This is a genomic window from Anaerococcus lactolyticus ATCC 51172 (assembly GCF_000156575.1).
GTDB lineage: Bacteria > Bacillota > Clostridia > Tissierellales > Peptoniphilaceae > Anaerococcus > Anaerococcus lactolyticus.
The window spans coordinates 267,417-293,063 of record NZ_GG666045.1 but is presented as its reverse complement, the minus strand read 5'-3'; the positions used below and the strand labels follow the sequence as shown (position 1 = coordinate 293,063).

Genomic DNA, 25,647 nt, shown 5'->3' with positions numbered 1-25,647 from the left:
ATGAATAAATTAGATGAACTTAAAAAAATAATTGAAAGAATAAATGAACTAGACTATCATTACTACACTTTAGATAAGCCTCTAGTTTCTGATGGTGAGTATGATAAGCTATATAATCAATTGATAAAATTACAAAAAAATTTAGCTTATGTTCCAGAAAACTCACCTACTAATAGGGTTGGGGGACAAATTCTAGATAAATTTGAAAAACATTACCATCTAACAAGACTATTAAGTCAAGATAAAGCTCAATCTTACGATGAAATAAAAGAGTGGATTGAAAGATGCAAAAGACTTAAGGAAGCATACGAAAGTACAAGTGGTGAGCGCTTACCTAATTTAGAATTTGTCATGGAATATAAATTTGACGGTCTTACCATTAATTTGACCTATGAAGATGGCATATTAAAAACAGCTGCGACACGTGGAAATGGAATAGTTGGTGAACAAGTTAAGGCTCAGGCAGAAACTATAAGGTCCATACCTTTTACCATTAAGGAAAAATCTTTACTTGAAATTCAAGGTGAAGCACTTATGCCTCTTTCGGAGTTAGACAGGTATAATAAAGAAAATGAAACTCAGCTTAAGAATGCTAGAAATGCAGCGGCTGGTGCTATTAGAAATCTAGATACTAAGGAGACAGCAAAAAGACATTTAACTGCATATTTCTATGCTGTTCCAACAAATAGTATTAATTTTAAAAATGAAGAAGAAATGTTATCGTTTTTAAAAGAGATGAAATTAAATGTTCATCCCTATCACAAGAAAGTTACAAGTCTTGATGAAATAATTAATGAACTTGAACGTATAAAAGAAGAAAGAAAAACTCTAGATGTTTTAACTGATGGAGTTGTTATAAAAATAAACGATAAAAAAACACAAGAAGTACTGGGAGTTACTGAGAAATTCCCTAGGTGGTCAATAGCTTTTAAATTTGAACCAGAAGAATTCACAACTAAACTTCTTGATGTTATTTGGAATGTTGGTAGGACTGGTAAAGTAACTCCTTCTGCTATTCTTGAACCGGTTGATTTTTCGGGAGTTACAGTATCTAGAGCGACCCTAAATAACTATGATGATATCGAAAGAAAAAAAGTAAAAATTGGATCAGACGTTTTTATAAGAAGGTCAAATGATGTAATACCTGAAATCTTAGGAGTAGTTGATGAAAATCAACCAGGCACAATAAAAATAGAAAAACCTACTCATTGTCCATATTGTCATAGTGAATTAATTCAAGAAAAGGTCCACATAGTTTGTCCTAATTCAATATCTTGCACACCTCAGCTTCTAGCTAGGATGGAACACTATGCATCAAGAAATGCTATGGATATTGAGGGCTTATCAGAAAAAACAATTGGTCAATTAATAGAAGAATTAAGCATAAAAGAAATTTATGATATTTATGACTTAACCTATGACGAGTTAATAAAACTTGAAAGGTTCGGTCATAAAAAAGCTAAAAATCTATTAGCTTCAATAGATAATAGCAAAAATAGGGATTTAGATGCTTTCATTTACGCCATCGGTATCCCAAATGTTGGCGAAAGAACAGCTAGAGATTTGGCTAACAAATTTAAATCATTTGATAAATTAAGAAATGCTACAGTAGATGAATTAATTGAAATTGATGATATTGGTGAAATTACTGGTGAAAATATAGTAGAATTTTTCCACGATAAAAATATAGTAGAATCTATAGATATACTTTTATCTAAGGGTATTAATCTCAATAATCCAAGAGAAAACACAAGTGATTCAAAAAAATTAGATGGAATTAACTTTGTAATTACTGGAACTATTGATGGTTATAACAGAGATGATATTAAGAAGATGCTCGAGGATAACGGAGCAAATGTAAGAGGTTCGGTATCAAAAAATACAGATATTGTACTTGCTGGAGAAAAAGCTGGATCAAAAAAAGATAAGGCTATAGAATTAAATGTAGAAATATATGAAGATGAGAAGCTATATAGTTTCTTATCTGAATTAAAAGGAGAATAGGATGGATGTAAAAGAAGTAGAGAGAATCTACAACCTTAGCCATTTAAGTTTAGAAAATCAAGATAAAGAAGTGATTGCAAATAAATTCAACAGGGTTTTAGGTTTTATTGAAGAGATTTTTGAAGTTGATACAAAAGATGTTGAGATGACAGAATATATAAAAAATCATAAGGCTGTATTTAGAGAAGACACACCTAAAGAATCACTTGCAAGGTCAAAAGCACTAGAAAATGCAAAAGATACTGAGTTTGGTTACTTTAGATTAGATTGGAAACTATAGGAGCAATGATGGATATAAAGGCTATTATAGATAAATATAAAAATAGAGAAATTAGTGTAGAAGAGAATACAAAAAACATTCTTGAAAAAATCAAAAACGATGATACAAATGCCTATATTACTTTTGATGAAGAAGATTCATTAAAAAGAGCTAAGCTGCTTGATGAAAAGTTAGCGAGTGGCGCAGAACTTGGTTCGCTTTTTGGTATAGCTGTTGCAGTTAAGGACAATATTTCATATAAAAATATGAATATGACCTGTGCATCAAAGATGCTGGAGAATTTTAGACCTATGTTTGACGCAAAAGTTGTGGAAAATCTTTTAGCAGAAGATGCAATTATTATCGCTAAAACCAACATGGATGAATTTGCTATGGGTGGTAGAGGAAAAACTTCTTATTTTGGTCCTGTTAAAAATCCAGTTGATAAAACAAGATTAACTGGAGGTTCTTCATCAGGATCAGCTGCAGCTGTTGCAAAAGAAGATGTGCTAATTGCCCTTGGTACTGATACAGGTGGATCTGTAAGGTGCCCTGCAAGTTATTGTAATATCCTTGGATATAAGCCAACTTATTCTATGGTAAGTAGAAATGGTGTTGTTTCAATGGCAAACACCTTAGATCAAGTTTCAGTTTTTGGAAAAAATGTTGCAGATATTAGGACTATCGCTCAAGTTATAGAAGGTCCAGATGAACATGATATGACCGTAAGACTTGATGATTACAAGTATGAGATGGATACCTATGATTTTAAGGGAAAGAAAATTGCTTATATTCCATCAGATGATGAGATGCATATGGATATTGATTCTACTGTAGAAAAAGATTATAATAGCGCTCTAGATGAGCTTAAAAAGCTGGGAGCCGACCTTTCTCCAATAAATCTTAAGTATTCTAAATATGCTAATCCAGTATATAATGTTGTTATGTCAAGCGAAGTATCATCTAACATGTCAAGATTTGATGGAATCAGGTTTGGTTACCAAAGTGATAAGTACACATCAGTTGACGAATTATTTATAAATTCAAGATCAGAAGGTCTTGGTGAGGAAGTTCAAAGAAGGATAGCTCTTGGAACCATGTACTTATCTGCTGATGATAATCAAAGAGTCTACAGACAAGGTCTTAAATTAAGAACGTTAATCAAACAAGAACTAGAAGAAGTATTTAAAACTTATGATCTTATAATAACCCCAACAGTTACAAACCTACCACCAAGTTTAGATGACGATTACCAAGATCCATTAAGCGATTTTAAATCTGACGGTTTTAACGTTATTGTAAATCTATCTGGAATGTGTGGATTATCTGTTCCTGTTAGAAAAGGAATTTCAGGTTCTGTTCAATTTATTGCAAATGCAAACGAAGATAGCAAATTATTAAATGCCGGAGAAGAATTTTTAAGGAGATTAAATGAAAACTAAAACAATAATAGGTCTTGAGATCCACGTTGAGTTATCTACAGATACAAAAATGTTTTGCTCCTGTAAAAATGAATTCGGAGCAGTACCTAATACAAACGTATGTCCTATTTGTCTAGGTCATCCAGGCACATTGCCACAAATGAATAAAAGAGCTGTAGAATATGCAGTTATGGCAGGACTTGCCTTTAATTGCAAAATCCGAAATGAACAAAAGGTCGATAGAAAAAAATATTTTTATCCAGACTTAGTTAAAGGTTATCAGCTTACCCAGTTTGATAAGCCATATGCTTATGAAGGATACTTGGAGCTTGCTAGTGGTAAACACATTAATATAAGGGAAATCCATATGGAAGAAGATACTGGAAAATCAAACCACAATGATGACGACACAGTACTTATGGATTATAACAGAGCTGGGGTACCTCTAATAGAGATAGTTACAGATCCTGACATATCTTCACCAGAGGAGGCAAGAGAATTTGTAGAAAATCTTGCAGCAACTCTAAAATTCCTTGGAGTTTCTGATTGTATAATGGCTGAAGGTTCTATGCGTGTGGATGTAAATGTCAACATTAAAGACGAAGAGTTAAATCTTAGAACCGAAATAGCTGAAATTAAAAATATCAACTCAATAAGAGCTATAGAAAATGCCTTAAGTTATGAGGTCGAAAGACAAACAATACTTTTGGAAGAAGGTAAGACTGGTGTTAAGGAAACCAGAAGGTGGGATGATATTGAGCTTAAGACTATTCATATGAGAAATAAGGAAGTCGGAAATGACTACAGATTCTCAGCTGATGGTGATATTCCTGATATTTATCTTTCTGATGAGTTTATTAACCATATTAGGGAACATCTGCCAGAATTACCAAGCGAAAAACAAGCAAGATACATCAAAGACTACAAGTTGTCTGAGTATGATGCAAATCTTTTAAGCCATGATAGAAATCTGGCTAATTTATTTGAAGAGACAGATAGGCTTGTAAAAGATCCAAATACAACTGCTAATTGGATTCTAACAGAATTATCTAGAAGATTAAATGAAGCTGATGAAACTGCTGAGAATATGAAATTAACAGTTGATAATTTTGCTAAATTGATTAATCTTGCTAAGGAAAATAAGGTTAACAATAATGTGGCTAAAAAACTTCTAAGAGATATCTACACTACTAACGAAGATCCAGAAAAACTTGCAGAAGAGAGAAATCTTCTTCAAATCTCAGATTCTTCATTCTTAGAGGATATTGTAGTCGAAGTTCTTAAAGAAAATCCTCAATCTATCGAAGATATCAAAAATGGAAAAGATAGAGCCTTTGGATTCTTGGTTGGTCAAGCTATGAAAAAAACAAAGGGTAAGGGTAATCCTCAAGAAATCAATAAACTTTTAAAAGAAAAGATAGGAGAATAGGAAGTGTGAGGACACTTCCCTTTTTCGAATTAAGAATATAATTTAAAATGCAAACATTCTTTAGTAGAAAAGTCCGAATTTAAAATAAATAAAACTAAAATATTCATACAAGAAGTTGAAACAAGGTGGGTATTCAGTGATAGGCATTGATATAATTTCAGTAAGCAAAATAAAAGAAAAATCAGATAAATTTTTAAGGAAAATTTTCACTTCAAATGAGCTTTCATATGCTTTTAAGAAAGAAAATCCTTATCAGACTTTAGCGGGAATTTTTGCCTTAAAAGAGGCTGTTATAAAAGCCTACAATCTTGACATCATATATCTTAAAGAAGCAAAGATTGAAGTTTTACACGAAAAAAATCGTCCGTATATTTATATAGATGGTGAAATATGCGAATGCGAAGTTTCGATTTCTCATGATGATGGTAAGGCCATAGCTGTTTGTATGAATAATGAGATACCAAATCTTACAATAGAAAATGAAATGAGAAATATTTTGCCTAAAAGAAAAAAAGAAAGCCATAAGGGCACTTATGGAAAAGTCGCTATACTTGGTGGATCAGAAGGCATGTCCGGTTCTTGTTTTCTATCTTCAACTGCTTGCCTCAGAGCAGGGGCAGGGCTCGTTTATCTACTGGTTCCATCATCTATTAGTAAAATTTTACAGATTAAGTCTTGCGAGCCTATTATAAACACTATTGATTCTTATAATTTAAAGTATAATAATTATATACTTGATCAGATTTTTGGATATTTAAATGACAAGGATGTCCTAGCTATAGGCCCAGGCATGGGTACAGATCCAAGCTTAAATAAGTTAATAGGTAATATAATTAATGAGTTTAATGGTAAAATTATTATTGATGCAGATGGATTAAACGCGGTAGCTAAAGATAAATCGGTATTAAGTAAGAAAAATATTATCTTAACTCCCCATTTAAAGGAATTTTCAAGATTAACTGGACTTTCTATAAGTGAAATAAATAAAGAAAGAATTAAAATTGCAAAGGAATTTGCAAAAAAATATGAGATAATACTTGTTTTAAAATCTGAAAACACCCTAGTAACTGATGGGGACAAATTATATATAAATAAATTAGGTAATCCTGGAATGGCAACTGCTGGAAGTGGGGACGTTTTGACGGGCGTGATATCAGGCCTGCTTCCAATTTTAAATGAATTTGATGCAGCAAAACTAGGAGTTTATCTTCACTCTCTTGCTGGAGATCTAGCTAGTAGTTACTTATGTGAAGAATCTCTTATTGCGAGTGATATAATCTCTTATTTACCAAAAGCAATTCGACTTTTGAGGTAGTTATGCAAGAAACATATTTAGAAGTAAACATCGATAAAATTAGAAATAATATTATTAAAATAAAAAATTTAAATCATCGTTCGAAATTTTGTGCTGTGGTAAAAGCTAATGCCTATGGACTAGGTTCTGATATAGTTGGCAGAGAAATAGAAGATTTGGTAGATTATTTTGCTGTAGCTAGATTAAGTGAAGGAATTTTGTTAAGAAGGGCTGGTATAAAAAAACCAATCCTCATTTTAGGCTATGTTGGCTTGGATGATATTAGTAAATGTTTTGAAAATGATATTGATATTTCAGTTTATGATTTAGGCCTTGCCAAAGAAATTGATAAACTCGGTTACAAGCTTAAGGCTCATCTTGTCTTGGATACAGGGCACGGCAGAATAGGATTTAGAGCTGACCAAATTGAAAATATTAGGCAATTAAAGACCTTAAGTAATATCAAGATAATTTCAGCCTTTAGCCATTTCTCAACCGCTGATGAAGAGGATAATAGCTTCACTGAGAAGCAAGAAGAGATTTTCGACTATATAATTGAACAGATAAAAAATGATTTTGATTTAGAATTTGTTCATCTTGCCAACTCTGCTGGGACAATTAGGCAGAAGATTTTTAAAGATATGTATAGGATAGGCATATGCCTTTATGGCCTATATCCATCAGAAGTTGTCAGGGATAATACTGAAATAAAACTTGAAAAAACATTTAAGCTTTACTCTTTTGTGCATTTTATAAAAAATATTGATAAAGGGACGCCGATTTCATATGGAAGAACCTTTGTAAGTAGTAAACCTATGAAAGTAGCAACCGTCGCAATAGGTTATGCAGATGGTTATTGTAGGGCTTTTTCAAACATGGGTAAAGTTTACATAAACGGTTATGGTTGCAAGGTTTTGGGTAGAGTATGTATGGATCAGATGATGGTCGATGTAACAGGCCTTGACGTTAAAATAGGCGATAGGGTAGAAATTTACAAAGAAATAGATAAGGATGCTAATCTTATCGGAACTATATCCTATGAGCTTATGACAAATATATCTATGAGAGTTAAAAGGATTTATATAAAAGAAGGAATGGTTATAGCAAGACGCGATTATTTAGGAGAAATATATGAAAGTTAAAAGAGGAGACTTATATTATGCAGATCTTTCTCCTGTAGTCGGTAGCGAACAGGGAGGGGTAAGACCTGTTATAGTTGTACAAAATGATGTAGGCAATAAATATTCACCTACAATAATTGTTGCTCCAGTCACAAGTCAAATGAATAAGGCTAAACTTCCAACCCACGTTAAACTAAAAGGAAACAAATATGGTCTTCCTAAAAATTCTGTGGCATTGATGGAGCAATTAAGGACTATTGATAAAAAAAGACTTAGGGAAAAAATTGGAACTTTTTCTGTAGATATAATGAACAAAATAGATGAGGCAATGACAATATCACTTGCCCTTGCACAAGACTAAAAAACCAGCCATATAAGCATTTGCTTATGTGACTGGTTTTTATTTGGCTATTAAATAGTTTTTAGATATTTACAAGATTTTTTTGGTCTTCTACAATCATTTTTGCAAGTTTATCTGGGTTTCCACATCCTGTGGTTATTACAAGGTCATCATCTTTTATTATTGTGTATATATAATCTCTAGCTTCTTCGAAAGTTGAGATATATTTGGCATTTAGCCCTTTCTTAACCATTGCATCAACAACATCCTTGGAATGGATAGTAGGGTCGAATTTTTCTCTAGCTGCATAAATATCTGTAACTATTATTTCATCGGCAGAATTAAAACTATTTAAGAAATCATTAAACAAGGTTTTGGTTCTTGAATATGTGTGTGGTTGCCAAACACATATTAATCTACCCTTAGTATGCTCTTTTAATGCATCTAAAGTCACTAAAATTTCAGATGGATGATGACCATAGTCTGTCATTATTGTTGTCTTGTTTACATGACCAATGATTTGCATCCTTCTATCAAGACCTGTGTATTTTAGTATATTTTCTCTAATTGTATTAATATCAATCCCATTTTCATAAGTTGCAATAATTGAAGCCATAGCGTTGTTTATATTATGTCTTCCAATTACACCAAGTTTAAAATGCTCAACATCGCCATTTTTCATCATTAGGTCAAAACTTGGTCTACCAACTTCATCAAAATTTATATTGGTTGCGTAATAATCAGCATCAGGATTTTCCTGACCATAAGTAATAAGATCACCTTGGACAGCATCAAGGATTAGTTTATTGTTTTCTTCATTAAGATTTAAAATAGTCTTTGAATTTTCATCTTGGTTTCTTAGGTATTCTTTAAAGGTGTTAACTATATCATTTAAATCTTTATAATAATCTAAGTGGTCTTCATCAATATTTAAAATAATAACTGTTTGTGGAAAATAATATCTGATGTTACCCTTATATTCACAAGCTTCAGTTACTAGGAAATCTTCATTACCAACTTTAACATTACCCTTCATATCGTCTAAAATACCACCAAGAAGGATAGTAGGATTTTCATCTGAATGTAATAAAATTTTTGAAATCATACTGGTTGTTGTTGATTTACCATGAGAGCCCGAAATTGCAATAGAGTTCTTATAATTTCTCATTAGGGCACCTAAGAATACGCCTCTTGTAACAACAGGAGCATCAAGTTTTTTAGCTTCAATTAATTCTTCGTTATCATCAGCTATTGCATCTGTATATACGACAAGGTCAGGATTTTTAATATTTTCTTTTCTTTGACCAATATAAACTTCTATGCCAAGATTTTTTAAAATTTTAACTGTATCTGATTCGCTTCTATCAGATCCTGTAACCTTATAACCCTTTTCAAACAATAGATGGGCAAGTCCACTCATTGAAATACCACCTATACCAATAAAATGAACGTATTTATAATCGTGTCCATCTAAATTAAATTCAAACATATATTTATAATCTCCTTAATAGTTCAGTCTTTAAGTATATTTATTATATTATACCATATTTAATATTGAAAACTTGTCAAGTTCTACTTTAAATATAAGAATAGATGACGTATATTTATATTAGAATGTAAAGTTAAAAGGAGGAACCATGAAATTTGTTATAGCTAATGATCATGGTGGTATTGATTTACAGCCTGCTGTTTGCGAAAAACTTCAAGAGCTTGGACATGAAGTTGTCCATGTAGGTACATATGATAAAGAATCTTGTGACTATAGTGATTTTGCTGTCAAAGCTTGTGAAAAAGTTATCAATAACGAAGCTGATTTTGCTATTCTAATTTGTGGTACAGGCTTAGGCATGTCTATTTCTGCAAACAAGATCAAAGGAATTAGAGCTGCTTGTGTTTCTGAACCATTTTCAGCAAAGATGAGTAGGGCACATAACAATGCTAATGTATTATGTATTGGAGCTAGAGTTATTGGAAGCGAGCTATGTAAAATGATAGTAGAAGAGTTTGCAAAAACTCCATTTGAGGGTGGACGCCATCAAAGACGCGTAGATAAAATTTGTAAAATAGAAGAGGAAAATTGAGACTTTTTGAGTCTCTATTTTTGTTTATGAAAAAGGAGTATATATGACAATACCAACACCGCACATATCGGCTACAAGCAAAGATCAAATAGCAAAAACTGTGTTAATGCCGGGAGATCCATTGAGAGCTAAGTATATAGCTGATAATTTCCTTGAAGATGTAACACAATTTAATGAAACTCGAGGCATGCTAGGATTTACTGGTTACTATAAGGGTAAAAGAGTATCAGTAATGGGAAGTGGAATGGGCATCCCATCTTCTATGATTTATTTTAATGAGCTTTTCGATTTTTATGATGTTGATTGCATAATAAGAGTAGGCACAGCAGGTTCAATGCAAGAAGATGTTAAACTACATGATATTGTAATAGCGCAATCTGCTTGTTCTGAATCATCAATAAATGATAATTTATTTGGAAATATACATTTCTCTGTAAATCCAGATTTTGATTTGCTAGTTAAAGCAGTTGAGAAATCAAGAGAATTAGGATATAGGACCCACTGTGGTCAAGTTCATTCATCAGACCAATTTTATAACAATATGGAGCCTAAAGTTTTTGAAAATTTACGAAAATATGGGATCCTATGTGTTGAAATGGAATCTTATGGTCTATTTATGGCAGCAAGAAAACATGGGAAAAAAGCCTTGGGTATTTTTACTATCTCTGATTCTCTGATAGAAAATGTTTCGGATAGTGCAGAAAATAGGCAAAAATCATATACTAATATGATGCAACTTGCCTTAGAGGTGGCAGAAGGTTAGGATGATTAAAACTATAATAATGGCTGCTGGTGAAGGAACAAGAATGAAATCAGAAACTTCTAAGGTTCTTCACAAGTTGATAAATAAAGAAATTATAAAATACGTAAAAAATGCAAGTGATTTTAATCAATCAGAAACTATTATTATTGCAGGAAAAAACAAAGATAAACTTAAAGAGTTATTCCCAGATGTAACAATAGTTGAGCAAAAAATTGGACCAGGTATTCCTTATGGTACCGGTTACGCAGCTAGTCTTGCCTTAGATTATATAGAAGACAATGACCAAGTACTAATTTTGAATGGTGATATTCCACTAATAAAGAAAGAATCTCTTGAGAATCTTATTGCTTACCATGCTAAGACTAATTCTTCTTGCACTATACTTTCTACTAAAATAGATAATCCTAAGGGATACGGAAGAATTATCAGAGACGATAATGATAACTTTATAAGAATAACAGAGGATAGAGACCTAAATGATGGTCAAGAAAATATAAATGAGATTAATGTTGGAATTTATATTTTTAAGGCTCAGGATTTGAAAGAAGCACTCGCTAAAATTGATTCAAACAATGATCAAAATGAACTTTACCTAACCGATTGTATAGGTGTTCTAAAAAGTGAAAACAAGATAGTCACAGCTTTTGTAAGTAATGATTGTGATGAGTTTTACGGTATTAATAATAAGTATGAACTTTATAAGGCAAGCAAAATTTTACAAAATCGAATTAATAAAAAACATATGTTAAATGGTGTAGTAATTGAAAGCCCAGATACTACTTTCATTGAAGAAGGCGTTGAAATTGGAAGCGATACTGTTATATCAGGTTTTGTAAAAATTTATGGAAACTCTAAGATAGGCAAGTCTTGTTTAATTGATGGCTCTACAAGGATAATCAATTCGACAATCGAAGATAATGTTAGGGTTGATAATGCTGTCATTGAAGACTGCTACATGGAAGAAAATAGTAACATTGGCCCATACTCTAGGATAAGACCAAATTCTCATATAGGCAGGGGAGTTCACATCGGCAATTTTGTTGAAGTTAAAAATTCAAGACTTGGTGAAGGTACCAAGGCAGGTCATCTTGCTTATATTGGTGATAGTGATCTTGGTAAGGATGTAAATGTTGGTTGCGGTGTAGTTTTTGTAAACTATGACGGCAAATTTAAGCATAGGTCAATCATAGGAGACGGCGCTTTTATTGGATCAAATGCAAACATAGTTGCACCAGTAAAAGTCGAGAAGGAAGGTTTTGTTGCAGCTGGTTCTACTATTACCGAAGATGTTAGTTCGGGCGAACTAATAATCGAAAGGGCAGAACAAAAACATATTAAGGGTTATGTTGAAAGAAAAAAGGAAAGAGATAAAAATCATAAGGAGTAAAAATGTCATCTAAAGGAAACAAATACATTCAAAGAGGGGAATTGAAGTTATTAACAGGCAATTCAAATATTAAATTAGCAGAAAGTGTTGCAAAAAACCTTGGAATCGAACTCACTAAGGCTGATATCAATAAATTTAAAGATGGTGAAATCAGTATAAAGATTAATGAATCAATCAGGGGAAAAGATGTTTTTATAGTTCAACCTACATCAAATCCAACCAATGATAATCTAATGGAATTATTAATAATGATTGATGCATGTAAGAGAGCTTCTGCTGGCTATATTAATGCAGTTATCCCTTACTATGGCTATGCAAGACAAGATAGAAAAACTAGGGGAAGAGAACCTATTACAGCAAAACTTGTAGCAAATCTTCTTACTGTTTCAGGTGCTGATAGGGTTATAACCATGGATCTTCACGCAGGTCAAATTCAAGGTTATTTTGATATTCCTGTTGACCATTTTTCTGCTATTAGACTTCTTTCAACACATTTTCAATCATTTGCCTTTGATAAACCAGAAGAATTTGTAGTAGTAAGTCCTGACTTAGGTGGTGTAAGACGTGCTAGAGAATTTGCCGATTATCTCAAGCTTCCTATAGCCATTATAGAAAAAAGAAGACCAATGCCTAATGTATCCGAAGTTATGTCTGTAATCGGAGATTTTAAGGGCAAACATGCTATAATTGTTGATGATATGATTGATACAGCTGGTACTATTACAAATGCAGCAGATTATCTAGTAGAAAATGGAGCTAAGGATGTTTATCTAGTTGCAACTCATGGAGTATTCTCAGGTGATGCTATTACAAAACTACAAAAACCATCTGTTAAGGAAGTTGTAATTACCGATACAATTGCCTTGCCAGAAGAGAAGAAAATTGACAAGATTACTCAGCTATCAATAGCACCACTTTTAGCTGAAGCTATTAACAGAATCAATACTTACGAATCAATAAGTGGTCTGTTTACGGTTATAGAATAATGTATTATATTGTAGGATTAGGTAACCCTGGATTACAATATGAAAATACTAGACATAATGTCGGTTTTATGACTATTGATTATTTGGCGAACAAATATAATATAGATGTAAGAAAATTAAAATTTAAATCACTATATGGTCAGGGAGAAATTTCTGGCCATAAAGTCATGCTCATAAAACCTCAAACCTATATGAATAATTCAGGCGAGGCTGTAAGAGAATTAAGAAACTTTTATAAGTTTGATATAGATAAACTTATTGTAATTTATGACGATATTGATATTGACTTTGGCACTGTTAGAATTAGAAAAAAGGGTTCAGCAGGCAGTCACAATGGTATGAAATCAATTATTTATCAAATACAAGATGATAAATTCCCACGAATTAAGGTTTCTATAGGAAAAAAACCAGAAAAATGGGACTTAGCAAACTTTGTTTTAAGTGGCTTTTCCAAAGATGAAGTAAGTATACTCGAAGATGAAATTAGACTTGCTGCCAAGGGGATTGAAATTATTCTAAAAGAAGATATAGATATGGCAATGAACAAGTGTAATTCAGTCAAACTGGTAGAAAATAATAATGAATAAATTAATTGAACAATTAATTAACGTTGATCAGATTAAAAAAATTAAATACGGACTTAAAGACTATTCTCCACTATATATCCAAGCTTTAACTGATGGTATTAAGGCTCATCTTGCTCTGGCTATCTTTGAATTGCTTGGAGAAAATGTGGTCTTTATAACAGATAATCCTAAAAGATCTGAAAAGTTTTTGCAGGATATAAATCAAATTTCTGCTAAAGCTAAACTTTATCCCGACTTAGATACCAACTTTTATAATATCAAATCAATTGATGATAAAAAAATCAATCAAAGATTGGAATGTTTGATTAGTTTGTCAAAAGGTGAAAAGTTTATTACAGTTACAAATTTTGCTGCAATAAAAAATAAACTTACGACTTTAGATAGATTTAACAAATCTTTTGTTATTATAGATGAAGAGAGCATAATAGATGTCGATGATTTTATTAACAGTCTTAGTGCTCTTAATTATAATTCAACAGATTTTGTAGAGGAAAGAGGTGACTTTGCAAAAAGAGGTTCAATAATTGATATTTGGCCAATTAATTATGAAGACCCAGTTAGGATTGAGCTTTTTGATGATGAAGTTGATTCTATAAGAATCTTTGATAAAAATACCCAAAGAACAATAAAGAAAATAAAAAACGTAGAGATAGGCCCAGCCAATGAACTTTTATACGATTCTGATGACTATAAAAAAGTAATTAAGGCTATTTCTAATGATATAGACAAGAAAGAAGTTACTAATACAAAAGATCAAAAGCTAGTAGATAAGTATAAGCAAATTATTTCTTTTTTAGATCAAAAAATGTATGTTGCAAATAAAGACTTGATTAATGCCTATAGAACAGAAAATTATTCAAGCTTTATTGACTACCTACCAGCTGGAACTATCTTTATTTTTGATGATATTTCAAGGATTTATGAGTCTGTCACAAAAGATGATGAAAAATTCTTAGAAGATTTAACCTATCAAATGGAAAATGGTGAAGTCTTTGGTAGTTTTGCTAATTATTTGTTAGATAGTAGTGAGATATATAAAAATATATCGGAAAAATCAATTATAAATTTCACATCTATCCTTAAAAGAACAAAATTATTTTCACCAAGGAAAATTATCGATTTAAAGACAATAGAAGCAGAAAATTTTAATAAGGATATAGAAAATTTCATAAGAACAAGTATTGATCTAGCAAAAAGAGATAAAAAAGTTTATGTATTTGCAGGTTCTAAGTCTAGAAAAGAAAATCTATTAAAAAGTTTTATCGATCACGACTTTTTGCTTGCTGGTTTTGAGGAAAATTCCACAGACTTTGACAAAACACCAATCATTATTTCTGATAAAAATTCCAGTGAAGGATACTATATCAAAGATGTAGATCTTTTCGTATTTACAAGTAAAGAGGTTTTTGGTAAGACTAGTTCTAAAAAGAATAACCGCAAAAAAGTATCATCTAAGAATATTATAAATTATTCAGATTTAGAGATAGGCGATTATGTTGTTCACGAGAACAATGGGATTGGAATTTATAAAGGGCTTACAAAAATTGAGAGAAATGATGTTGAAAAAGATTTTATATTAATAGAATATAGAGGAAACGATAAGCTTTACATACCTGTAGATCAAATGAACTTGGTTAGTAAATACATTGGTAATAGGGGAGAAAAACCAAAACTATCTGCTCTAGGCTCTCTACAGTGGCAAAAATCAAAGCAAAGAGCAAAAAAAGCAGTTGATGAAATAGCTGATGATTTAGTAAAATTATATGCAAAAAGAGCCAAAGAAAAGGGGCATGCTTTTTCTAAGGATACTACTTGGCAGGTAGAGTTTGAAAATTCCTTTCCATATGATGAGACTTTTTCTCAATTAAGAAGTATTGAGGAGATCAAAGCTGATATGGAAAGCGAAAATCCTATGGATAGGTTGTTATGTGGTGATGTAGGTTATGGCAAAACTGAAGTAGCTTTAAGAGCTGCTTTTAAAGCTATCATGGATGGATATCAGGTTGCCTTTCTTGTGCCAACCACAATTCTTGCCAACCAACATTATCATACAATGGTAGAAAGGTTTAAGGATTTCCCAATTACTTGTGCTATGTTATCCAGGTTTAATACCAAGGCTAAGGATGATAAGATATTAAAAGATATAAAGTCTGGCAAAATTGATATTGTTGTTGGAACTCATAGGCTGTTGTCTGATGATGTTAAGTTTAACAAATTGGGGCTATTAATTATAGATGAAGAGCAAAGATTTGGCGTAAAGCATAAGGAAAAATTCAAAAAATTCAAGGCATCAATTGATGTGTTAACTCTTTCTGCAACACCAATTCCAAGGACGCTTCAGATGTCCTTATCAGGTATAAGGGATTTATCAACTCTAGATGATCCTCCTGAAGAAAGACTTCCTGTAAATACTTATGTTTTAGAATTTGATTCTGGAATAATAAGAGATGCTATACTTAAGGAAATAAATAGAAATGGTCAAGTTTACTTTGTTTATAACAGGGTAAATGACATAGAAAAATTATTTTTGAAAATAAAAGATTTAGTTCCAGAAGCCAGCATTGAGATTGTCCATGGGCAGATGAGTCCTAGACAAATCGAAAATATCATGATGGATTTCATAGATGGCAAGATAGATATACTACTTGCGACAACAATTATAGAAACGGGTATGGATATAAAAAATGTTAATACCATAGTAATCTATGATTCAGACTTAATGGGTTTATCTCAGCTTTATCAGTTGAAAGGTAGAATAGGAAGGGGATACAGATCATCTTATGCTTATTTTACTTACAGGTCAGGAAAAATTTTGACCGAGATTGGAGAAAAGAGATTAAAATCCATAAGAGATTTTTCGGATTTTGGTTCTGGTTATAAAATAGCAATGAAAGACTTGGAATTAAGAGGAGCAGGAAATCTCTTAGGTGAAAGTCAATCTGGTCATGTTGAAGCTGTTGGTTATGACCTTTACGTAAAATTCCTTCAAGAAGCTGTTGAAAAAGCATCAGGCAAGGAAGTTAAAATTAAATTAGAAAACCAAACTTTCATTGATATAAAAATAGATGCATATATTCCAAATTCCTATATCAATGATTCTTCGCAAAAAATTGAAATTTACAATCGTATAGCAAATATAAATGATAAAAGTGATTACGATGCTTTGGTTGAAGAATTGATTGATGTTTATGGAGATATTCCTGTAATAGTGGATAATATAATGTATGTATCTCTTATTAAAGCTATCGCTTCAGAAAATGGTTTCACTGAAATAAGAGAAATTAATAATAGCATATATTTATTTTTTGCAAGTAAGGATAATTTTACATTTGAAGAATTAAAATATATAAATGAAACCTACAAGGGGGTGATGAGCCTAGATTTATCTGACAAACCAGCATTTATAATTCCTGCAATAAAGACTAAATTACTTGACACATACGAACTTTTAGATACAATTAAGAAAATAAGGAGTAAATAATGAAAAAGAAATTATTAATCGCAATGTTAGCATCAACAATGGTGCTAGGCGCTTGTGGAAATCAAGCAAATGACAACAAAAAAGATTCGAAAATGGAAGAAAAAGCTAGTGATATTAAAGAACTAGATAAGGGAACTATCGCTATTGTAAATGGTGAAAAGATTTCAAAGGATGCTTACAAGGCTGAGATGAGTTTCTACGGATCAATGCTTGCTAGTAGACAAAATTTGAAGAACTCAATTGTTCAAATGATGGTTCAAGACAAATTAATTGCTGACGATATGAAGGCTAATAAAATTGAAATTTCTGATAAAGAAGTTAATGATGCATTCTTAAATTCAGTTAAACAATTTGGTGGTCAAGAACAATTTGACAAGATGCTTGATGATTACAATATGGATGTAGAAAAGTTTAAAGAAACTGTTAAAAAAGATTTGATGTATAAAAAACATAGAGAATGGTTTGAAAAAGAACATCCTGTAACAGAAGAAGAGATTAAACAATATTACGAAGATAATAAAGATAAATTTGCTAAGCGTGATGCTTCACATATTCTTGTAGCAGACGAAAAAACAGCAAAAGAAGTAAAAGATAAGCTTGATAAGGGAGCAGACTTTGCCGCTCTTGCAAAAGAATACTCAAAAGATACAGCTAATGCAGCTAATGGCGGCGAGTTAGGAACTTTTTCAAGAGGCCAAATGGTAAAAGAATTTGAAGATGCTGCATTCTCTCTAAAAGAAGGGGAAATATCTGGTCCAGTTAAGACTCAATTCGGATATCATATTATAAAGGTAAATAAGATTGCTGATTCAATTGAAGATAACAAAGAGGCAATTACTAAAGCCTTAAATGATAAGAAATATTCAGACTATATCAAAGAGCTTAACAAGAAAGCGAATGTTGTTACAGAAGCAACTATAGCTGAAAAGAAGGAAGCAGAAAAAGCTACAGAAGATAAAAAAGTAGATACTAAAGAAGATAAAGCTGAAGAAAATAAAGAAGATGAAAAAGATAAAAAAGGTAATAATTAGTATATTATCTTTATGTACTTGTATTTGCTTATTAGCATCTTGCGCTAAGAGCAAGGACGAAGCAAATTCTATTGCCATAGTTGATGGGAAATCAATCGCTAAGCAATCATTTGATAAGGAATTAGAATTTTATCTTGCTTTTTATACAAAAAAATATGGTGATTCTTATCTAGAATCCAAAAATGCTAAGGGCAAGACAAATAAAGAAATTCTTAGAGATGATTTATTAGATTCAATGATAAAAGACCAGGTTATGTTAAATGACCTGGCAGATAAAAAAATAGAAATTGATGATAATACTGCAAATAAACTAAGAAGTGATATGGAAAAAGAGTTGGGAGATAAAAATTCACTTAAGGCTAACATAAAAGCATTAAATATGAGTGAAGCTGATTTCTCCGATGTAATTTTCAACGACTCAATTAGAAAAATGCACTATGAGTATTTCTTAACCCATAATAAGATTAAGGATTCAGAGATACTTCAATATTACAAAGCAAATGAAGAGCTTCACAAGATGTATAAGTATAATGTATTAGTTTTTGATACTAAAGAAGCTTGCGAAGAAGTTAAGGCTAAGATTAAAAATCAGGTCGATTTCAGACAGGCTTTAAAAAGTCCTGTTAAAAATTTTGATGTTATAAATTCAGACTTTGTATATATAGATGATCCTCTTTTAGTAAAATCAAAATTAAAAGAAAAGGATAAGGTTAGTGACATATTTGAAGATAATAACAAGTTTATGATATTGATGATTAACTCATACAATGAGAATGAAAATGAGTTATTAATGCAAACAAAAGATAAATATCTTAAAGATGCCTACGATGATTACCTAAATAAATTAGTAAAATCGGCAAAAATTAAGGTTTTTATTTGATAAAGCTTGAAATTATTGAATTTGTTATGTATAATCAATTTAGAGTTAAACAGAAATCATGTTGATTTATAGGAGGAAATATGAATAAATCAGAATTATTAAATAGCATATCAGAAAAAAGTGGTCTTAAAAAAGTTGAATCTGAAAAAGCATTAAACGCATTTTTAGAAACAGTTCAAGAAGCCCTTGTAAAAGGTGACAAAGTTCAACTTGTTGGATTTGGTACATTCGAAGTTAGAGACAGAAAAGCTAGAGAAGGTAGAAACCCAAGAAAACCTGAAGAAGTAATCCAAATCCCAGCTTCAAAAGCTCCAGTATTCAAAGCTGGTAAAACTCTTAAAGAAGCTGTTAATAAATAAGAAAATATTTTAGAAATTTAAAAACCGGATCTTGAAATAAAGAGCCGGTTTTTTATGTTATATTTTTTTTAAATTAAATTTTGTTTCTTTATCTAAGTCTATAGTTATAGTTGAGAATTTTTCGTAATATACCATTCCTTCTTTTGCTCCCTTAGCCTTGTTGACATTTTTCTTCTCTGTATAATCTACATCAACTTTATTATCATTTGTTAGTGAAGAATTTTTAGCTGCTAGGTAGGCGGCTGTTAGTATATCTTCCTCGTATATATGGTCAGTTTTTAATACTACATGGCTACCTGGACTATCCTTAACATGGAACCATAAATCATCTTTTCTTGCGACTTTAAGGGTAATATAATCGTTTTGTTTAGAGTTCTTACCTACATATATATCCGCACCACTCTCAGTTTGATAATGAAGAGGTTTTGAAGGTTTCGCTTTCTTTTTATCCTTTGCTTTTTTCTTTATAAGTTTATTTTCTTGCATCTCATCTCTTATATCCTCTAAATCAGAAATTGAGTCTGCTCTAGTAATAAAATCCTCTAATTGCTCGAGATAGGTAAGTAAAGATTTTTGGTTAGGTAGGTCTGCTTGAGCATAAACAATAGCTGCTTTAATTTTTTTTGCCCTATTATAATAGCCATTAATATTTTCCCAAGGGCTCTTCATCGGATTTAAAGAAATTTTTATAGGCTTATTTTCATTATAAAAATCTTCGAGAATTATTTCTTTTGCCTTATTTTCTATCCTGTAGAGATTGGCTGCAAGTAGGTCTGCGTTCTTTTTGGCATCATCGGCTAGGGCTTCTTTGGCGATATTTTCATTTAGGATGTTAATTTTCTTTTTTACTGATTTTTTATGACTATTTATCTTTTTTAGTAGAGAATCTTTCATTTGATCTAATCTGTCATTAGACTTATTTGTAGAATAGAAATTATCAATAGCAAGACTCATCAAATCATATTTATTCTCTGTAAAATTTAAATGGTTTAACCTAATTGCATGGTATTCTTTAATTTTTCTTTCATCCCTATAGTCATAAGCTCCTAAGTTATCATTTAAAATATCATTTCTTAAAGCAAGAAATAGATTATTCAATTCCTTCTTTTCATCTTCGCTTACAAGCCCCCAATTTATCCTAGGATCAATCTTAGCTCTGTGGACTAATTCTTTACCTATAATAGGAGAGAGGCCCTCGTAATAGGTGTAAAAGATCTTATAGGGCTGAAAACTATTTGGGAGTTTTGGGTTTAGATAAAAAATATCTTTATTAAAGTTTTCATCAGTAATATCTATCTTTTCGCTTTTTATACGCTCGTAAGTTAAAGATGGGAAAATTTGTCTGACAGAAGACATCTGCTCGTTAATTCTTTTTATAGAATCAATTATCTTGTAATTAGTATCCGTAAGAATTACATTTGAATGTTTTCCCATAATTTCAATAATTAGTTTTTTGCTAGTATCAAATCCCATTTCATCGATAGAAACTATAGAAAGTTCAACAACCCTATCGAGTCCATATTGTTTTATATCAATAATTTTTCCTTGGTTAATATGTTTTCTCAAAACCATACAAAAATTGTCTGGTTTTTCTGGATTCTCGTATTTTTTTTCTGTAAAATTAATTCTAGCTTCATTATTATTTGCGCTAACAAATAATTTATAAGACTTTCTCATTGAGTATATATTAAAAATAATATCATTTTTAGAAGGCTGAGATATTTTTTGAATTTTACCACCTAAAATCTCTTTTTTTAATTCATTTACAATTTTTCTTGTTACTATTCCGTCAAAACTCATAATTCACCTCACCCTTATTATACTCTATGACATCATAGATGATACTTGAAGTAAAAGCATATAAAAGTAAAATGATTTAAATAAGGGGGAGTGATGAAAAAGGGATTTTTATTAGTTATATCAGGTCCGTCTGGAGTCGGTAAAGGTACTGTTCTTCACGATTTGATGAATACTCAAACAAACTTAGTATATTCTGTATCTGCCACAACAAGAAAGAAAAGGGATGGGGAGATAGAAGGAGTAAGTTATTTTTATTTAAACCACGACGAGTTTGAAAAAATGATTGAAGAAGACAAGTTCCTTGAATATGCTCATGTCCATAATAATTATTATGGAACACCCAAAGAATTTGTGGAAAAAAAGATAAATGAAGGCAAAATCGTAATACTAGAAATTGATGTACAAGGAGCTCTTAATATCAAGAAAAATACTGATAACGGAGTTTTTATTTTTTTAGCCCCTCCTAGCCTTAAAGAATTAAAAAAGAGAATTGTAGGGCGTGGTACTGAAACCGACGAAGACATAAAAATCAGAATGAATAATGCTAAAAAAGAGCTTCAACATATTAAAGATTATGATTATATAGTTATTAATGACCACCTAAACTCAGCTATTACATCTGTAAATGAAATAATTAATGCAGAAAAACATAAGGTGTTTAGGGAAGAAAATTTAGAATTCAAGGAGGATTAATGAAAAATCCATCATTTAAAACATTATCAGAAGTAAGTCCTAGCAGGTATGAAATCTGCATGATGTGTGCCAAAAGAGCTAGAAGAATTGTTAATGGCTCAGCACCTTTGACAAAAGAAATTGAAGCAAAACCTGTTACTCAAGCCTTAAATGAGATAATACAGGGAAAGGTAACTAAAAAACAATAATATGCTAGAAAATAAAAACATTCTCCTAGGGGTAAGTGGAGGAATAGCAGCCTATAAAGTCTTAGATTTATGTTCTCGACTAAAAAAAGTAGGTGCAAATTTAAACATAATTATGACTAAGTCTGCTACAGAATTTGTTAATCCATTAAGTTTCGAAACTATGGGAAAATGTGAGGTTTATACAGATTTATTTGTTGGCCACCATGAAAAAGTTCACCACATTGAGCTTGCTAAGTGGGCAGATATTATGCTTATAGCACCAGCAAGTGCAAATACAATTGCTAAAATGGCAAATGGTATAGCAGATAATTTTCTTCTATCAACTTACCTTGCTTGCGATAAGGATGTTGTTATAGCTCCTGCTATGAATACCAACATGCTAAAGGCAAAGGCAACACAAAGAAATTTAAAAATTCTTAAAGAAGATGGTATTAAAATCATCAAACCCGAACCAGGGATCCTTGCTTGCAATACCGTTGGAGATGGAAGGCTAGAAGAGCCTATTGAAATTGTTGACTTTCTGGATGAATACTTCACAGAAAAAGATTTATCAGGAAAGAAAATAATTATCACAGCTGGTCCTACTGTTGAGCAAATTGATTTTGTTCGCTACATATCAAATAATTCTAGTGGTAAAATGGGCTATAATATTGCCAATGAAGCTCGTAAGCGTGGAGCAGAGGTGATTTTAATTTCTGGTCCAGTAAATCCTTTCAAGATAAATGGAATTAAAAAGATTCAGATTAAAACAAATACTGAAATGAAAGATGCCATTGATAGAGATTTTGAAGATGCTGATGCTTTGATTATGTCAGCTGCTCCTGTAGATTATAAGGTTGAAAAAGCAAGTGATAAAAAAATTAAAAAGACTGGTTCGAGCTTAAAATTAGAATTGATAGAAAATACTGATATTATAAAGTACTTCGGTTCTATAAAGAAAAACCAGACTATAATTGGATTTGCCGCAGAAACTGATGATTTAATAAATAATGCAAAAGCTAAGCTTGAGAAGAAGAATTTAGATTATATTATTGCAAATGACCTAAAAAAATGGGGAGCTGGTTTTGATGTCGATACCAACGTTGCATCAATTATATCTAAAGATAAAGTTGTTAATTTAGATATTATGCCAAAAAGCGAGCTTGCCAATAAAATATTAGACCTATTAAGGTGATGATTTGTACGCAGAAGTAATTATTGATAGTAAAAGCAGATTTTTAAATAGATCTTTTACCTATCGTATACCAGAAAAATTAAATAATAAATTACAAAGAGCAATGAGAGTATTGGTACCATTTGGTAAAGGCAACAAGACTGTCGTTGCTTTTGTTTATCAGATAGTAGAAGAATTTAATTGCGATTATGAGATCAAAGATATAATTTCTATTATTGACGATAGCAAGTTAGTAAGTGATGAACTTTTAGATTTAGCTTTTTTTATGTCAAAAGAGTATCTTTCTCCAATCCAACTTTCTCTTAAACAAGTACTACCACCCACAACTATTGATAAAATAAAAACCTTTTATAAGGCAAAGGTAAAAGGTGATGATTTTCTTAATTTTTTACAAGTAGAAAGAAGTAGGGAAGATATCATAAGATATTATCCTGATTCTTTGGACCTACTAAATGATTTGATAAAAAATGATAAAGTTAAAATCTTTTATGAGGCCAGGGATAAAATAAAAATCTCCTTTGATACCTATATTAAACTTAAAGATTTTAATGCGACAATTTCTAATAATGCTATAAAACAGAAAAAAATTATAGAATATCTCAAAGTCAACGGCTTGACCAAGCAGAGTGATTTGCTTAAAAATACTTCATCTTCCTTATCTTCCTTAAAATCTCTTATTAAAAAAAATATTATAGAGGAAGTCCAAAAGGAAGCAAACAAGGAAATTAAATTAGATGTAAAAAATTATGATAAACATCAATTAAATAAAGAGCAAGCCCTTGCCTATCAAAAGATTCTTGCAAAACCAGATGGAAAATTTCTTTTATTTGGAGTTACTGGATCAGGTAAGACAGAGATATTTTTACAAGTCGTAGAAGAAGTGATTAAACAAGGAAAGGAAGCTATTATATTAGTTCCAGAAATTTCTTTAACACCTCAGACTATAGAGAGATTTTCAGGCAGATTTAAAGAAAAAATAGCAATAATTCATTCGAGACTTACTCCAAAAGAAAAATTTAATCAATGGATGATGATAAAAAATGGCGAAGTTAAAATAGCTATAGGTGCACGATCTGCAATATTCGCTCCCTTTAAGTACCTAGGAGCAATTATTATAGATGAAGAACATGATAGCTCTTATATATCTTCTAAAGATCCTAAGTATCATACAAGAGAAATTGCCAAATTTAGGGCTAATTATCATTGTTGTAATCTTATTATGGCATCTGCCACACCTTCTATCAAAACAATGAATGAGGTAAGAGATGGTAAATTAGATTTCCTCCATCTTAGAACTAGGGTTAACAAAAATATGCCAGATATTTCAATTGTTGATATGAGAGAAGAACTAAAAAATTCGAATTATTCCATGCTTTCAATCGAACTTCAGAGACAAATTAGACATAATTTAGAAAATGGTGAACAAACAATTTTGTTTTTAAATAAGATTGGGCACGATTCTTTTACTTTTTGTAGAGCTTGTGGTTATGTTGTAAAATGTGAGGCATGCGATGTAGCAATGACCTTCCACAAACGTGTTAATAAACTTGTATGCCATTACTGTGGAAGAACAAAAAACCAAGTTAATATTTGTCCAAATTGTCATTCAAAAAAGATAAAAGAATTTGGTGCAGGAACAGAAAAGCTTGAAGAAGAAGTAAGAACACTTTTCCCTAATGCAAATATCCTAAGAATGGACTCCATGGTAGCGACAAGTAAGGCAAGATATGAACACATGTATAAAGATATGAAGGATGGAAAGATTGATATCCTACTTGGTACACAGATGATTGCCAAGGGTCTTGATTTTGAAAATGTAACCCTCGTAGGAATCATTTCTGCAGATTTATCTTTAAATGTTGGTGATTTTTCTGCCCAAGAGACAAGTTTTCAACTTCTAACTCAAGTTGCAGGAAGAGCTGGAAGAGCTAATAAATCTGGCAGGGCCATCATACAAACCTACAAACCAGAAAATTTTGTTATTCAAGCTGTTAAAACTAATGATTATCAAAGTTTTTTTGAAAGTGAGCTTGAAATTAGAAAGGCTTTTTCCTATCCACCATTTAAAAATATAATTACGATTAAGATATTAAATGATGATAGAGTAAATACTATAGATATTTCTATGGAATTTACTAAAATGTTAAAAGAAGCTATGAAAGATCAGGTAGATATTGAAATAATAGGGCCAAATCCATGTAAAATATCAAGAATAAATAATAAATACAGGTATAATATACTTATGAAGGTTTATGACAAGGACCTCGATATTTGTAGAGATACCATAGGCAGGATTAGGAATCATCTTATCAATAAATACACAGATACATCATTTATTGTAGCAATAAATCCTGCAAATATAAATTAAG

Annotated in this window: 22 protein-coding genes; 20 read left to right on the top strand and 2 right to left on the bottom strand. The window is 31.3% G+C overall.

Features of this window, described 5'->3' with window-relative positions; translation table 11 throughout:
- The 7 genes from ligA (at position 1) to HMPREF0072_RS03945 (ending at position 7,889) form a co-directional block, all read left to right on the top strand.
- The gene (ligA, locus tag HMPREF0072_RS03975) at positions 1–2,004 is read left to right on the top strand and encodes an NAD-dependent DNA ligase LigA (protein ID WP_004827528.1); all 2,004 of its coding nucleotides are present in this window, start codon (positions 1–3) and stop codon (positions 2,002–2,004) included.
- Between the two features lies 1 nt (position 2,005).
- The gene (gene gatC / locus HMPREF0072_RS03970) at positions 2,006–2,284 is read left to right on the top strand and encodes an Asp-tRNA(Asn)/Glu-tRNA(Gln) amidotransferase subunit GatC (protein WP_004827527.1); all 279 of its coding nucleotides are present in this window, start codon (positions 2,006–2,008) and stop codon (positions 2,282–2,284) included.
- An 8-nt stretch (positions 2,285–2,292) separates the two neighbouring features.
- Complete coding sequence (gatA, locus tag HMPREF0072_RS03965) at positions 2,293–3,705, top strand: Asp-tRNA(Asn)/Glu-tRNA(Gln) amidotransferase subunit GatA (RefSeq protein WP_039931093.1); 1,413 nt, start codon at positions 2,293–2,295, stop codon at positions 3,703–3,705.
- Complete coding sequence (gene gatB / locus HMPREF0072_RS03960) at positions 3,695–5,113, top strand: Asp-tRNA(Asn)/Glu-tRNA(Gln) amidotransferase subunit GatB (RefSeq protein WP_004827525.1); 1,419 nt, start codon at positions 3,695–3,697, stop codon at positions 5,111–5,113. Before gatA ends, gatB begins: the two co-directional genes overlap by 11 nt.
- Before the next feature lie 136 nt (positions 5,114–5,249).
- Entirely contained in the window at positions 5,250–6,428 is a 1,179-nt protein-coding gene (locus HMPREF0072_RS03955; protein WP_039931090.1) for an NAD(P)H-hydrate dehydratase, read from the top strand.
- 2 nt (positions 6,429–6,430) lie between these two features.
- Positions 6,431–7,549 carry an alanine racemase gene (gene alr / locus HMPREF0072_RS03950; protein WP_004827523.1) on the top strand — a complete coding sequence of 373 codons (1,119 nt, stop codon included), beginning with the start codon at positions 6,431–6,433 and terminating at the stop codon, positions 7,547–7,549.
- A complete protein-coding gene (locus tag HMPREF0072_RS03945) occupies positions 7,539–7,889 on the top strand; it encodes a type II toxin-antitoxin system PemK/MazF family toxin (protein ID WP_004827522.1) in 351 nt (116 codons plus the stop codon). Before alr ends, HMPREF0072_RS03945 begins: the two co-directional genes overlap by 11 nt.
- Positions 7,890–7,950: 61 nt before the next feature.
- On the opposite strand, the gene murC is transcribed toward HMPREF0072_RS03945, so the two are convergent.
- A complete protein-coding gene (murC, locus tag HMPREF0072_RS03940) occupies positions 7,951–9,357 on the bottom strand; it encodes a UDP-N-acetylmuramate--L-alanine ligase (RefSeq protein WP_004827521.1) in 1,407 nt (468 codons plus the stop codon).
- A 148-nt stretch (positions 9,358–9,505) separates the two neighbouring features.
- Between murC and rpiB the strand changes: the two genes are divergently transcribed.
- The 9 genes from rpiB (at position 9,506) to HMPREF0072_RS03895 (ending at position 19,423) form a co-directional block, all read left to right on the top strand.
- Positions 9,506–9,949 carry a ribose 5-phosphate isomerase B gene (gene rpiB / locus HMPREF0072_RS03935; RefSeq protein WP_004827520.1) on the top strand — a complete coding sequence of 148 codons (444 nt, stop codon included), beginning with the start codon at positions 9,506–9,508 and terminating at the stop codon, positions 9,947–9,949.
- A 43-nt stretch (positions 9,950–9,992) separates the two neighbouring features.
- Positions 9,993–10,712: a purine-nucleoside phosphorylase gene (gene deoD / locus HMPREF0072_RS03930; protein ID WP_004827519.1), complete on the top strand. Its 720-nt coding sequence runs from the start codon at positions 9,993–9,995 to the stop codon at positions 10,710–10,712.
- A gap of 1 nt (position 10,713) precedes the next feature.
- Positions 10,714–12,099 (top strand): bifunctional UDP-N-acetylglucosamine diphosphorylase/glucosamine-1-phosphate N-acetyltransferase GlmU, encoded by a 1,386-nt coding sequence (gene glmU / locus HMPREF0072_RS03925; protein WP_004827518.1) that lies wholly within the window; start codon positions 10,714–10,716, stop codon positions 12,097–12,099.
- Positions 12,100–12,101: 2 nt separating this feature from the next.
- Positions 12,102–13,085, top strand: a complete 984-nt coding sequence (locus HMPREF0072_RS03920) for a ribose-phosphate diphosphokinase (protein WP_004827517.1) — start codon at positions 12,102–12,104, stop codon at positions 13,083–13,085.
- The gene (gene pth / locus HMPREF0072_RS03915; protein WP_004827516.1) at positions 13,085–13,672 is read left to right on the top strand and encodes an aminoacyl-tRNA hydrolase; all 588 of its coding nucleotides are present in this window, start codon (positions 13,085–13,087) and stop codon (positions 13,670–13,672) included. The genes HMPREF0072_RS03920 and pth overlap by 1 nt, the downstream gene beginning before the upstream one ends.
- The gene (gene mfd / locus HMPREF0072_RS03910; protein WP_004827515.1) at positions 13,665–17,153 is read left to right on the top strand and encodes a transcription-repair coupling factor; all 3,489 of its coding nucleotides are present in this window, start codon (positions 13,665–13,667) and stop codon (positions 17,151–17,153) included. The genes pth and mfd overlap by 8 nt, the downstream gene beginning before the upstream one ends.
- Positions 17,153–18,184, top strand: coding sequence for a peptidylprolyl isomerase (locus tag HMPREF0072_RS03905; RefSeq protein WP_004827514.1), 1,032 nt, complete (start codon positions 17,153–17,155; stop codon positions 18,182–18,184). The genes mfd and HMPREF0072_RS03905 overlap by 1 nt, the downstream gene beginning before the upstream one ends.
- Positions 18,156–19,064 carry a SurA N-terminal domain-containing protein gene (locus HMPREF0072_RS03900; RefSeq protein ID WP_004827513.1) on the top strand — a complete coding sequence of 303 codons (909 nt, stop codon included), beginning with the start codon at positions 18,156–18,158 and terminating at the stop codon, positions 19,062–19,064. Before HMPREF0072_RS03905 ends, HMPREF0072_RS03900 begins: the two co-directional genes overlap by 29 nt.
- Positions 19,065–19,144: 80 nt before the next feature.
- Complete coding sequence (locus HMPREF0072_RS03895) at positions 19,145–19,423, top strand: HU family DNA-binding protein (RefSeq protein ID WP_004827512.1); 279 nt, start codon at positions 19,145–19,147, stop codon at positions 19,421–19,423.
- Positions 19,424–19,480: 57 nt separating this feature from the next.
- On the opposite strand, the gene HMPREF0072_RS03890 is transcribed toward HMPREF0072_RS03895, so the two are convergent.
- Positions 19,481–21,223: an Rqc2 family fibronectin-binding protein gene (locus tag HMPREF0072_RS03890; RefSeq protein WP_004827511.1), complete on the bottom strand. Its 1,743-nt coding sequence runs from the start codon at positions 21,221–21,223 to the stop codon at positions 19,481–19,483.
- Between the two features lie 93 nt (positions 21,224–21,316).
- Here HMPREF0072_RS03890 and gmk point away from each other — a divergent pair, with 93 nt between their 5' ends.
- Genes gmk through priA form a run of 4 tightly spaced genes read left to right on the top strand, consistent with a single transcriptional unit; the run spans position 21,317 to position 25,646 of the window.
- A complete protein-coding gene (gene gmk, locus HMPREF0072_RS03885; protein WP_004827510.1) occupies positions 21,317–21,916 on the top strand; it encodes a guanylate kinase in 600 nt (199 codons plus the stop codon).
- Entirely contained in the window at positions 21,916–22,104 is a 189-nt protein-coding gene (rpoZ, locus tag HMPREF0072_RS03880; protein ID WP_004827509.1) for a DNA-directed RNA polymerase subunit omega, read from the top strand. Before gmk ends, rpoZ begins: the two co-directional genes overlap by 1 nt.
- A gap of 1 nt (position 22,105) precedes the next feature.
- A complete protein-coding gene (gene coaBC / locus HMPREF0072_RS03875; protein WP_004827508.1) occupies positions 22,106–23,278 on the top strand; it encodes a bifunctional phosphopantothenoylcysteine decarboxylase/phosphopantothenate--cysteine ligase CoaBC in 1,173 nt (390 codons plus the stop codon).
- A gap of 4 nt (positions 23,279–23,282) precedes the next feature.
- Positions 23,283–25,646, top strand: coding sequence for a primosomal protein N' (priA, locus tag HMPREF0072_RS03870; RefSeq protein ID WP_004827507.1), 2,364 nt, complete (start codon positions 23,283–23,285; stop codon positions 25,644–25,646).
- Position 25,647: the final 1 nt, after the last annotated feature.

Bases quoted from the DNA above. Each gene is read 5' to 3' on its own strand.
- HMPREF0072_RS03900 (WP_004827513.1), top strand. From the start codon at position 18,156: ATGAAAAAGATAAAAAAGGTAATAATTAGTATATTATCTTTATGTACT.
- alr (WP_004827523.1), top strand. From the start codon at position 6,431: ATGCAAGAAACATATTTAGAAGTAAACATCGATAAAATTAGAAATAAT.
- HMPREF0072_RS03895 (WP_004827512.1), top strand. From the start codon at position 19,145: ATGAATAAATCAGAATTATTAAATAGCATATCAGAAAAAAGTGGTCTT.
- mfd (WP_004827515.1), top strand. From the start codon at position 13,665: ATGAATAAATTAATTGAACAATTAATTAACGTTGATCAGATTAAAAAA.
- murC (WP_004827521.1), bottom strand. From the start codon at position 9,357: ATGTTTGAATTTAATTTAGATGGACACGATTATAAATACGTTCATTTT.
- HMPREF0072_RS03945 (WP_004827522.1), top strand. From the start codon at position 7,539: ATGAAAGTTAAAAGAGGAGACTTATATTATGCAGATCTTTCTCCTGTA.
- gatA (WP_039931093.1), top strand. From the start codon at position 2,293: ATGGATATAAAGGCTATTATAGATAAATATAAAAATAGAGAAATTAGT.
- HMPREF0072_RS03905 (WP_004827514.1), top strand. From the start codon at position 17,153: ATGAAAAAGAAATTATTAATCGCAATGTTAGCATCAACAATGGTGCTA.
- gatC (WP_004827527.1), top strand. From the start codon at position 2,006: ATGGATGTAAAAGAAGTAGAGAGAATCTACAACCTTAGCCATTTAAGT.
- rpiB (WP_004827520.1), top strand. From the start codon at position 9,506: ATGAAATTTGTTATAGCTAATGATCATGGTGGTATTGATTTACAGCCT.
- ligA (WP_004827528.1), top strand. From the start codon at position 1: ATGAATAAATTAGATGAACTTAAAAAAATAATTGAAAGAATAAATGAA.
- gatB (WP_004827525.1), top strand. From the start codon at position 3,695: ATGAAAACTAAAACAATAATAGGTCTTGAGATCCACGTTGAGTTATCT.
- deoD (WP_004827519.1), top strand. From the start codon at position 9,993: ATGACAATACCAACACCGCACATATCGGCTACAAGCAAAGATCAAATA.
- glmU (WP_004827518.1), top strand. From the start codon at position 10,714: ATGATTAAAACTATAATAATGGCTGCTGGTGAAGGAACAAGAATGAAA.
- coaBC (WP_004827508.1), top strand. From the start codon at position 22,106: ATGCTAGAAAATAAAAACATTCTCCTAGGGGTAAGTGGAGGAATAGCA.
- pth (WP_004827516.1), top strand. From the start codon at position 13,085: ATGTATTATATTGTAGGATTAGGTAACCCTGGATTACAATATGAAAAT.
- HMPREF0072_RS03920 (WP_004827517.1), top strand. From the start codon at position 12,102: ATGTCATCTAAAGGAAACAAATACATTCAAAGAGGGGAATTGAAGTTA.
- HMPREF0072_RS03890 (WP_004827511.1), bottom strand. From the start codon at position 21,223: ATGAGTTTTGACGGAATAGTAACAAGAAAAATTGTAAATGAATTAAAA.
- gmk (WP_004827510.1), top strand. From the start codon at position 21,317: ATGAAAAAGGGATTTTTATTAGTTATATCAGGTCCGTCTGGAGTCGGT.
- rpoZ (WP_004827509.1), top strand. From the start codon at position 21,916: ATGAAAAATCCATCATTTAAAACATTATCAGAAGTAAGTCCTAGCAGG.